The organism is Bacillus sp. AFS088145 (assembly GCF_002564465.1).
In the GTDB taxonomy this organism is placed as follows: Bacteria; Bacillota; Bacilli; order Bacillales; family Bacillaceae_G; genus Gottfriedia.
On sequence record NZ_NUUX01000005.1, the window covers coordinates 224,231 to 234,859 of the forward strand.

The following is a 10,629-nucleotide window of genomic DNA, read 5'->3' on the forward strand; positions in this document are numbered from 1 at the left end:
AATTTTTTAAAGCTAATAAATAAAATTTAGACTCCAATTTTGTAAGTGGAGTTTCTTAAGGAGCCAAGACTTAATTAGTACTTGGCTGATTTTTTTTATGGGGAGAATCCTTATTTAAAATATGGAGAAGCAAAATAAATATAAAGTTTTGAGGTGAGTTAATGAAAGCAAAAGTTAAAGTGAAGAACGTAACAAAGGTTTTCGGTAAGTCTCCAAAGAACGCCATAAAGTTACTAGAAAAGGGATATTCAAAAAAGCAAATTTTAGAGCAGACAAACTCAACAATAGGGGTAAATAATGCTAGCTTTGAAATATTCCCGGGTGAAATTTTTGTTGTAATGGGACTGTCAGGTAGTGGTAAATCTACCTTGATTCGAATGCTCAATCGATTAATTGAACCAACTATTGGACAAATCTTGATAGACGATGAGGATATTGTAAAAATGAATCCTCAGCAGTTAAGAGATGTTCGTCGTAAAAAAATTAGTATGGTTTTTCAAAATTTTGCTTTGTTCCCGCACAAGACCATTCTTGAAAATACAGAATATGGTTTAGAAATACAAAATATTTCACAGGAAGAAAGAACTGAAAAAGCTTTGAAGTCATTAGAAATAGTTGGCTTAAAAGGATATGAGCATCAGTTCCCATCACAATTAAGTGGTGGTATGCAACAACGTGTTGGTCTTGCAAGGGCACTAACAAGTGACACGGATATTTTATTAATGGATGAAGCATTTAGCGCGCTCGATCCATTAATTCGTAAAGATATGCAGGACGAATTATTAGAACTGCAAGAGACGATGAAAAAAACGATTATATTTATAACACATGACCTTGATGAGGCCTTGCGAATTGGAGACAGAATTGCTCTTATGAAAGATGGTAACATAATGCAAATTGGTTCTCCTGAGGAGATCATGGTAAATCCAGCCAATGAATATGTTGAACGATTTGTAGAAGATGTAGACCTATCAAAAGTATTAACGGCGGCGCATGTGCAGAAGCGTGCTGAAAGAATTACGCCTGACCGTGGACCACGTGTTGCTTTACAAGTAATGAGAGACCAAGGATATTCAAGTATATTTGTGGTTGATCGTAGACAAAAGCTACTTGGAGCAATTACTGCTGAAGATGCTTCAAATGCTCTTATTAAAAATAAATCGGTAGAGGAAGCTATGCAGAAGGAAATTGTGTCTGTTTATGAAGATACTTTATTAACTGATGTAATTGGAGCACTTGCAACTTCTGTACTACCATTAGCAGTTATAGATAAAAATGAACGATTAAAAGGTGTCATTATCCGTGGAGCAGTTATCGGTGCATTAGCGGGTAAAACAGACGATTTAAATATAAAGGGAGGTTAAATATATGGGTATTCCAAAAATTCCGTTAGCTGATTGGATTGATAAAATTGTCGATTTGATCATTAAAACTTTCCATCCTCTATTTGGCGCAATAACCAACATCACAGAAACCCTTTTAAATAACCTTGTTAAAGTTTTAGGACTTGGCCCATCAATTATTCTAATATTATTAATTTCATTACTTGCTTTTTATACAAGTAGGTGGACAGTTGGTCTGTTTACGTTACTTGGCTTGTTATTAATAGATAATCTAGGACTTTGGGATGCTACAGTTGATTCGTTAGCATTGATCTTATCATCAATCGTAATTACAGTTGTAATTGGAATTCCTTTAGGGATTTGGACGTCACAAAACGATCGAGTGAAACAAGTGATTACACCAATACTCGACTTTATGCAAACAATGCCAGCATTTGTTTATTTAATACCAGCAATTCTCTTTTTCGGAATTGGTGTAGTTCCTGGTATTTTAGCTTCTGTTATTTTTGCTATACCACCAACAATACGATTAACTAATTTAGGTATACGTGAGGTTCCAAATGATTTAATAGAGGCATCAAATGCTTTTGGATCAACAACATGGCAAAGACTCTTTAAAGTACAGCTACCGTTAGCAGCACCTACTATTTTAGCTGGTATAAATCAAAGTATTATGCTTGCATTATCGATGGTAGTTATTTCATCACTAGTAGGTGCTCCAGGATTAGGTGCAGAGGTTTATCGTGCTGTAACCCAGATTAAGGTAGGGGAAGGATTCGAGGCAGGAATATCAATTGTTATCGTAGCGATTATTCTTGATCGAATTTCTCAAAATCTTCGTCAACCTGCTTATGGGAAAAAGTTTGCTAAAAAATATGTTTATGGATTTACTGTATTAATCTTTTGTATTTCGGCTATTTCAGTTGCCTTTGCAGGTGGCAAGGATCAAAAAACAGCTTCAAATAAAATAGGAGCACAAGTTAATTTTGAGATTACCGGAATTGACCCAGGGGCAGGGTTAATGAAAGCAACTGAAAAAGCGATGAAGGATTACGATTTAAAGGATTGGACTTTAAAAGAAGGATCTTCAGCTGCGATGACTGCTGAATTGAAAAAAGCGTATGAAAATAAAGAACCTATAATCGTTACAGGATGGACACCCCACTGGATGTTTTCAAAATATAAATTAAAGTATTTAGAAGATCCAAAAGGGTCATTTGGTAAAGATGAAGAAATTCATACAGTGGTTAGAAAAGGATTAAAAGAAGATGCTCCTGGTGCGTACAAGATTTTAGATAACTTTTCATGGAAACCTTCTGATATGGAAGAAGTGATGAGTGATATTCAAGACGGTGCGAAACCTGAAAATGCAGCGGCGAAATGGATTAAAAAGCATCAAGAACAAGTAAATAATTGGACGAAAGATGCTTCAAAAGGAAATGGTGAAAAAATTAGTATCGTTTATGTTTCATGGGAATCTGAAGTTGCCAGTACAAATGTGATTGGAAAAGTACTTGAAAACCAAGGCTATGACGTTACATTAAAACAGGTTGAGGCAGGACCGATGTTTGCTGGTATCTCAGATGGAAGTGCAGATGCAATGGTCGCAGCTTGGCTTCCGACAACTCATCAAGACTACATGAATGAGTACAAAAAACAATTAGTTGATCTTGGACCGAATTTAAAAGGGACAAAATTAGGCTTAGTCGTACCAGAATATATGAAGATTAATTCGATCGATGATTTAAAAGGTAAAACGAAATAGCCAAAATAAAAGGACTAACTAAAAGTTAATAACTTTAGTTAGTCCTTTTCTATGTTTTTAACAGATTAGATTACTGACTTACTCCATCTTCTAAAACTGTAAGTAGTTCATGCTTTTGATTTTCTGAAGCGTGATTCCAAAAAACTTCGAGAAGTACACCTAAACCTGGTAATACTTTTTCTTCGCCACTTTGAATAGCATCTACAATTGTTGCTTCTAATTGATCACTTTTATTACCTGAAATATTGTGAAGAACAGCTCCGCGAATATTAAAATTCATTTGGATTCTCCTTTCATATTAAGCTTTATTTAGTATTTGTAAACGGAAACGATTTTATGTATGATAAACGATATGAGATACGATGAAAGGTAAAGGAAACTTATGAAACAAATTGATTCCATACAAAATAATTCTGTAAAGGCTTGGAAAAAGCTACATACAAAAAAAGGAAGAGATAAAGCTAAACAATATATCGTAGAAGGTTTTCATTTAGTCGAGGAGGCAATTAAGCATGATGCACCGATTCTTCATTTATTAATTAGTGAAGATATTGACTTGCCTTCTAATCTTTCAACAGGGTCATTTGAAATTACGTATATATCTAAAGAGGTTAGTAAGGAATTAAGCGAAACAGAAACATCTCAAGGTATTTTTGCAATTATTGAATTTTCTTTTGTAAGAATTGATTTTGAGAAAGTGTCAAAATTATTATTAATTGATGAAGTTCAAGATCCAGGGAATGTAGGAACAATGATTCGAACAGCGGATGCTGCTGGTTTTGATGGGGTTATTTTAGGTTCTGGTACGAGTGATCTATATAATGCTAAAACAATTCGATCCACCCAAGGATCATTATTCCATTTGCCAATATTACGTGGTGATTTAGTTGAAGTAGTTTCTAATTTGAAAGATAAAGGAATAACTGTTTACGGAACATCTCTTCAAAATGCAAAACCGTTTAATGAAGTAAACGTTACAAATCGTTTTGCCATTATTGTAGGAAATGAAGGTAAAGGTGTGAATTCAACATTACTTTCATTAACTAATGAAAATCTATATATACCGATTTATGGTAAAGCTGAATCATTAAACGTTGGTATTGCTGCAGGGATTCTAATGTATAGTCTGTGAAAAATAATAGAAGCCTCATTTGAGCTTTCTAGATCAGTAAAAATGATTTAAATCATTTAGTAAATAATTATGTTGAGCAGTTGCATTAATTGAAAAAAATCAATATAATTAATTAAGAAAATTTAATACATAAAAAGCTTTGACAGAGAATAGTAAATTTGAATCTCTATTTAGGGAGAAGGTGCCGTAGACTGTAAGCACTTTTATAGTAGACCAAATTGAATTCACCTCTTGAGCTAGCGCCGGGACCATTTTTGAATGTAAAGGCGACTCGGTCTATCTAAGTAGATCGTTATATGAATGAAGTGAGCAGTTAGTTTTCTGTAACATATTAACTGTTAATTAGGGTGGTACCGCGATCAATCCTCGTCCCTTTTTTGGGAGCGAGGTTTTTTTATGTTTAAATTTATGAATTTGAATAGGAGGATTATTCATGCAAGAGCGTTTAGTTTCTTTACAAGCAGAAGCGATTAAGCAAATAGAAGAAGCAAAAGATTTAAAAGCATTAAATGAAATAAGAATTGCCTATCTAGGAAAAAAAGGTCCGATTACTGAGGCAATGAAAGCAATGAAGGATTTATCTCCTGAAGAGCGCCCAAAAATGGGTGCTGTTGCTAATGAAGTACGTGCGGCAATCCAAGAAAAACTTGAAGCAAAGCAAGTTGTATTAGAACAAAATGCAATTAATGAAAAATTGGAAAGTGAATCAATTGATGTAACACTTCCAGGAAGACCAGTTCATGCTGGTGGAGCTCATCCATTAAGAGCGGTCATTCAAGAAATTGAAGATTTATTTATTGGAATGGGATATGAAATCGCAGAAGGTCCAGAAGTAGAAAAGGACTATTATAATTTCGAAGCATTAAATTTACCAAAAGGTCATCCAGCTCGTGATATGCAGGATTCATTTTATATTTCTGAAGAAACATTAATGAGAACTCATACTTCACCTGTTCAAGCTAGAACAATGGAAGCAAACGCGGAAAAAGGACCAATTAAAATAATTTGTCCTGGTAAAGTTTATCGCCGTGATGACGATGATGCTACACATTCTCATCAATTTATGCAAATTGAAGGACTTGTAATTGGTGAAAATATTTCAATGAGTGACTTAAAAGGAACTTTACAACTTTTTGCGAAAAAGATGTTTGGTGAAGATCGTGAAATTCGCTTACGCCCAAGCTTCTTCCCATTCACTGAGCCTTCAGTAGAAATGGATATTTCTTGTATGAAATGTGGAGGAAAAGGCTGTAACATGTGTAAGCACACTGGATGGATTGAAATTTTAGGTGCGGGAATGGTTCATCCTAACGTACTTGAGATGGCTGGGTATAATCCAAAAGAAGTTCAAGGATTTGCTTTCGGTATGGGTCCAGAACGTATTGCATTATTAAAATATGGTATTGATGATATTCGTCATTTCTATACGAACGATATAAGATTCTTAAAGCAATTCCAACAAATGTAAGGTAGGAGGGGACTAAACATGTTTGTATCAACAAAATGGTTACAAGAATACGTTGATTTAAGTGGTGTTACACCAGACGAGCTTGCAAAATTAATAACAAAAGCAGGTATTGAAGTGGAAGGTGTTAATCATCTTTCAGAAGGAATTAAAAATGTTGTTGTTGGTTATGTAATGGAACGTGAACAACATCCAGAGGCAGATAAATTATCAAAATGTACTGTTGATGTCGGAGAAGAGCAACCAGTACAAATTATTTGTGGCGCACCGAATGTTGCTAAGGGTCAAAAAGTGATCGTGGCAAAGGTAGGCGCTGTTTTACCGGGGAATTTCAAAATTAAAAAAGCAAAATTACGTGGAGAAGTTTCTGAAGGAATGATTTGCTCTCTTCAAGAATTAGGAATTGAAGGCAAAGTAGTTGCAAAAGAATTCTCAAATGGCATTTTTGTTTTACCAAGTGATGCTGAAGTAGGAGCAGATGCATTAGACGTACTATATCGTGATGATGCAGTATTAGAACTTGGATTAACACCAAACCGAGCTGATTGCTTAAATATGATTGGTGTTGCCTATGAGGTAGCTGCAATTTTAGATCGCGACGTGAAACTTCCAGCGATTAGCGATCAATCAGCAACAACTGCTGATTATGTTTCAGTTTCAATTGAATCAAAAGAAGATGCACCATACTATAGTGCTAAATTAGTGAAAGGTGTAAAAATTGGTCCTTCTCCATTATGGATGCAAGCTCGTTTAATGAGTGCTGGTATTCGTCCGATTAATAATGTAGTTGATATTACGAATTATATTTTAATTGAATATGGTCAACCATTACACGCGTTTGATTTTAATAAATTAAATAGTAATCAAATTATCGTTCGTCTTGCGAAAGAAAACGAAAAGATTGTTACACTTGATGGTGAAGAGCGCACATTACAGCCACATAATTTAGTAATCGCAACAGAGAAAGAAGCGGTAGCAGTTGCAGGTGTAATGGGCGGTCAAAGTACTGAGGTTGATGTTGAAACTGTAGACGTTTTAATTGAATCAGCTGTTTTCAGAGGTCAAAGTGTTCGCCAAACTTCAAAAGACCTAGGCTTACGTAGTGATTCAAGTGCTCGTTTTGAAAAAGGTATTGATGCTTCTCGTACATTCCCTGCTTCTGAACGTGCTGCTCAGTTAATGGTTGAACTAGCTGGTGGAACAATTGTAGAAGGTACTGTAATTGCCGACAATTTAGTTGAAGATGCTAAAAAAGTATCAGTTTCTGTAAGTAAGATTAATGGTGTACTTGGTACATCAATTGATGCTGAAACAGTAAAAGATATTTTCCGTCGATTAAGATTAGAAGCTACCGGGAATGGCGAAGTATTTACTGTTACTGTTCCAAGTCGTCGTGGTGATCTTTCAATAGAAGAAGATTTAGTTGAAGAAGTAGGAAGACTATATGGCTATGATCATATTCCTGCTACTTTACCAACAGGTGTAGCTAGTCGTGGACAATTAACACCTTATCAAGCAAAACGTAGAAAAATTCGTCAGTATTTACAGCATGCAGGTCTTTACGAAGCTGTTACGTATTCTCTAACAAGCAATAATAAAGTAAAACGCTTTGCACTTGAAACAGTAGATGCAGAACCTGTACGTTTAGCATTACCTATGAGTGAAGAACGCAGTGAGTTACGTTTCAGTTTAGTACCACATTTATTAGATGCTATTGCATATAATGTTGCACGTAAAGAAGAAAATGTTCAACTATTTGAAACTGGCTCTGTATTCTTAACAAAGGAAAACAACGATTTACCACATGAAGAAGAATATTTAGCTGGCGCGTTAACTGGTTTATGGTTACAACATGCTTGGCAGGGCGAGAAAAAAGCTGTGGATTTCTATGTTGTAAAAGGTATTTTAGACGGTTTATTTACTGAATTAGGTTTATCAAATAAAATAACTTATCTTGCTGCTAAGAAAGAAGAATTACACCCAGGACGTACTGCAAGTATTTTATTAAACGGAGAAGAAATTGGTTTTATCGGTCAAGTTCATCCTGTTACTCAAAAAGAGTGGGATCTTAAAGAAACATATGTATTCCAATTATCTCTTGAAAAGCTATTAAATACTGAATTTGATGATATTTTATACAATGCAATTCCTCGTTTCCCATCAATGAACCGAGATATGGCATTAGTAGTTGATTCAAAAGTATTTGCTGGTGATATTCTAACTACAATTCGTTCAACTGGTGGAAGACTTCTAAAGGATGCTACAATCTTTGATTTATACGAAGGTGATAAGATGGAAGCTGGTAAAAAATCAGTTGCCTTCTCATTAACATATTTCGATCCAGAACGTACTTTAACGGATGAAGAAGTAACTAAAGCTCATTCAAAAGTTTTAAAAGCTGTAGAAGAAACACATAATGCTCAATTACGTGGGTAAATAATTATAATAATCGCATTGAAAAAAACCAAGTTCTTTTTTAAAGAATTTGGTTTTTTTTGCTGGTGTCGCTACTGGTGCAGGTATACCAGGATTTGCCTATTTTTTTATACAACTGTTCAAAATTTAGATGCAGGTGATGCAGTAAGATTACCTTTTCAAATAATAAAAATAAAAATTAAAAAACCCTTCAAAGTAGACTGGTATAACTTTTAAATGTCTACAATCGAAGGGTTTTTAATCAGATAATTAAGGGAATATCAATAATCACACTCTTATTGAATCACTAAATATCTAGTCTAACGATGTTTAGTGCAGCACTGTTTACCATTGCACCATCAACACTGTTTGCTAAATGGTCTGGAGTAGCACCAATATTTCTAAGTTTGAATTGTTCACCAGCTGTGAAATACCCATATTTCTAAAAATCACACTGTAGTTAATTAAATAGTCTCCGGTGCTCATTACTGTAATTGTAGTTCCACCAATTAGGGCGAAACATAAATTCAATTATTCTGGATTGTAAAAAACATTTAATTTTTTGAACGGGAATTATTATTTCGAAATAATGATTAATTTGTACCAGTTTTTTGACTCATTTTTTTGATAATAATGAACCATTTTGTCCTTTTTCTATACAATAAATTGTACAATTAAAATTTTTTGAGAGGTGTATTTTTTTGCCACTACCACCAATTCCACCACTACCACAACAACCATCAGAAGAACCAAATCAACCAGATACTACACAAAGCACAGATCAATCAGAGTTATTCCAACAAATTTCTACATTCCTTCCAAGACCAGTAATGGGTCCAACAGGTCCAACAGGAGCAACGGGTCCAAGAGGTCCTGAAGGTCAACAAGGTCCTCGTGGAGAAAGAGGTAAACGAGGAAAAGAAGGGGAAGAAGGAGACAGAGGTCCAAGAGGTCATATGGGTCCAATGGGTCCAATGGGACCAGCAGGAACTCCGGGTACTGCAGGAGCAACAGGAGCAACAGGAGCAACAGGTCCAGCGGGAGCAACAGGTCCTTCAGGTGGCCCAGCAGGCCCAGCAGGAGCAACAGGCCCAGCGGGAGCAACAGGTCCAGCGGGAGCAACAGGCCCAGCAGGAACACCGGGCGCACCAGGAGCAACAGGTCCACAAGGAATCCCAGGTCCAGTAGGCCCAACAGGCTCAGCAGGTCCAGCAGGAATTCCAGGTCCAACAGGTCCAGCAGGTCCACAAGGAACACCAGGTCCACAAGGAGCAACAGGTCCAGCAGGAATACCAGGCCCAGCAGGAGCAACAGGCCCAGCAGGAACACCGGGCGCACCAGGAGCGACAGGCCCAGCAGGAGCAACAGGCCCAGCAGGGACACCGGGCGCACCAGGAGCNNCAACAGGTCCAGCAGGAGCGACTGGTATAGCAGGTACAGGTGCAATTATTCCGTTTGCATCAGGTGCACCAGTTGTGATGTCTACAGTTTTAGGCGGATTAGCAGGAACAGCTGGACTTGTTGGATTTGGAAGTTCTATTTCAAATGTTGCATTACTTCCTGGACCAGCGATTGATTTAACTGGAACTGGTTTGCCAACTGAAATACTTGATTTTGCATTCTCAATGCCTAGAGCTGGCACAATTACGGCTATTTCAGCATCCTATAGTAACGTAGTAGCTTTGGCTCTTTTAGGAACAAATATTGTGGTCACTGCACAATTATATAGTGCACCAGTAAATAGTAATAACTTTACTCCAGTTGCAGGTGCAAGTGTCACTTTACCGGCTCTAGCAGGTCCGCTTACATTAGGACAAATTACGAGCGGTATTTCTACACCTTTAGCGATACCAGTTGCTGCACAAACTCGTTTAATGATGGTATATACTGCAACTGCAAACGGTGTAAGCCTTGTTAATACTGTTACTGGATATGCTAGTGCAGGAGTAGCTATAAATTAATAGAAAATATAAGATAAATAGCAATAAAAATTTGACTCTACTAAACTAGATCACAATTGACTATCGTTGATAGAAATTGACTCTACTAAGTAGAGTTTTTTTGCGGTTTTTTAATAGAAATAGTATTAAAATCCAAACAAACTTGTCCAACCAAAATATGATAAAGTGTACGTCAAAATATTTTTGGAGGTGTATCTATTTGCCAATACCACCAGGCCCACCAGGCCCACCAAGTTCACCATTATTTCCATTACCGCCTAGTCCAACAGGTCCAACTGGAGCACCAATACCACCAGGTCCAACAGTACCACCAGGTCCACCAGGCCCAGTAGGTCCAACAGGTCCAACAGGTCCAGTAGGTCCAACAGGCCCAGTAGGTCCAACAGGTCCACAAGGTCCAGCAGGAGCAACAGGTCCAGTAGGTCCAACAGGTCCAACAGGTCCAACAGGCCCAGTAGGTCCAACAGGTCCACAAGGTCCAGCAGGAGCAACAGGGACAGCGGGAGCAACAGGAGCAGACGGAGCAACAGGAACACCAGAAGCAAAAG

Annotated in this window: 8 protein-coding genes and 1 other annotated feature; of the genes, 7 read left to right on the forward strand and 1 reads right to left on the reverse strand. The window is 36.9% G+C overall.

What is annotated here, in order from left to right; genetic code table 11:
* The first annotated feature begins 161 nt into the window (after window positions 1–161).
* Together COI44_RS03060 and COI44_RS03065 are read left to right on the forward strand one after the other, a co-directional pair.
* A complete protein-coding gene (locus COI44_RS03060) occupies window positions 162–1,364 on the forward strand; it encodes a quaternary amine ABC transporter ATP-binding protein (protein WP_098426592.1) in 1,203 nt (400 codons plus the stop codon).
* A gap of 4 nt (window positions 1,365–1,368) precedes the next feature.
* Entirely contained in the window at window positions 1,369–3,108 is a 1,740-nt protein-coding gene (locus tag COI44_RS03065) for a glycine betaine ABC transporter substrate-binding protein (protein ID WP_098426593.1), read from the forward strand.
* A 70-nt stretch (window positions 3,109–3,178) separates the two neighbouring features.
* Here the strand turns inward: COI44_RS03065 and sspI are convergent, their stop codons facing one another.
* Window positions 3,179–3,388 (reverse strand): small acid-soluble spore protein SspI, encoded by a 210-nt coding sequence (sspI, locus tag COI44_RS03070; protein WP_098426594.1) that lies wholly within the window; start codon window positions 3,386–3,388, stop codon window positions 3,179–3,181.
* Between the two features lie 102 nt (window positions 3,389–3,490).
* Here sspI and COI44_RS03075 point away from each other — a divergent pair, with 102 nt between their 5' ends.
* The 5 genes from COI44_RS03075 to COI44_RS03095 form a co-directional block, all read left to right on the forward strand.
* Entirely contained in the window at window positions 3,491–4,240 is a 750-nt protein-coding gene (locus tag COI44_RS03075; protein WP_098426595.1) for a TrmH family RNA methyltransferase, read from the forward strand.
* A gap of 130 nt (window positions 4,241–4,370) precedes the next feature.
* Window positions 4,371–4,617: a binding site (T-box leader), on the forward strand.
* Window positions 4,618–4,673: 56 nt separating this feature from the next.
* Window positions 4,674–5,708 (forward strand): phenylalanine--tRNA ligase subunit alpha, encoded by a 1,035-nt coding sequence (gene pheS / locus COI44_RS03080; RefSeq protein ID WP_056472299.1) that lies wholly within the window; start codon window positions 4,674–4,676, stop codon window positions 5,706–5,708.
* A gap of 18 nt (window positions 5,709–5,726) precedes the next feature.
* Window positions 5,727–8,141 carry a phenylalanine--tRNA ligase subunit beta gene (pheT, locus tag COI44_RS03085; RefSeq protein WP_098426596.1) on the forward strand — a complete coding sequence of 805 codons (2,415 nt, stop codon included), beginning with the start codon at window positions 5,727–5,729 and terminating at the stop codon, window positions 8,139–8,141.
* A 953-nt stretch (window positions 8,142–9,094) separates the two neighbouring features.
* Window positions 9,095–10,081, forward strand: a complete 987-nt coding sequence (locus tag COI44_RS03090) for an exosporium glycoprotein BclB-related protein (protein ID WP_483295461.1) — start codon at window positions 9,095–9,097, stop codon at window positions 10,079–10,081.
* 199 nt (window positions 10,082–10,280) lie between these two features.
* Window positions 10,281–10,629 (forward strand): hypothetical protein (locus tag COI44_RS03095; RefSeq protein ID WP_218926905.1); only part of this gene is annotated, 349 nt, incomplete at its 3' end.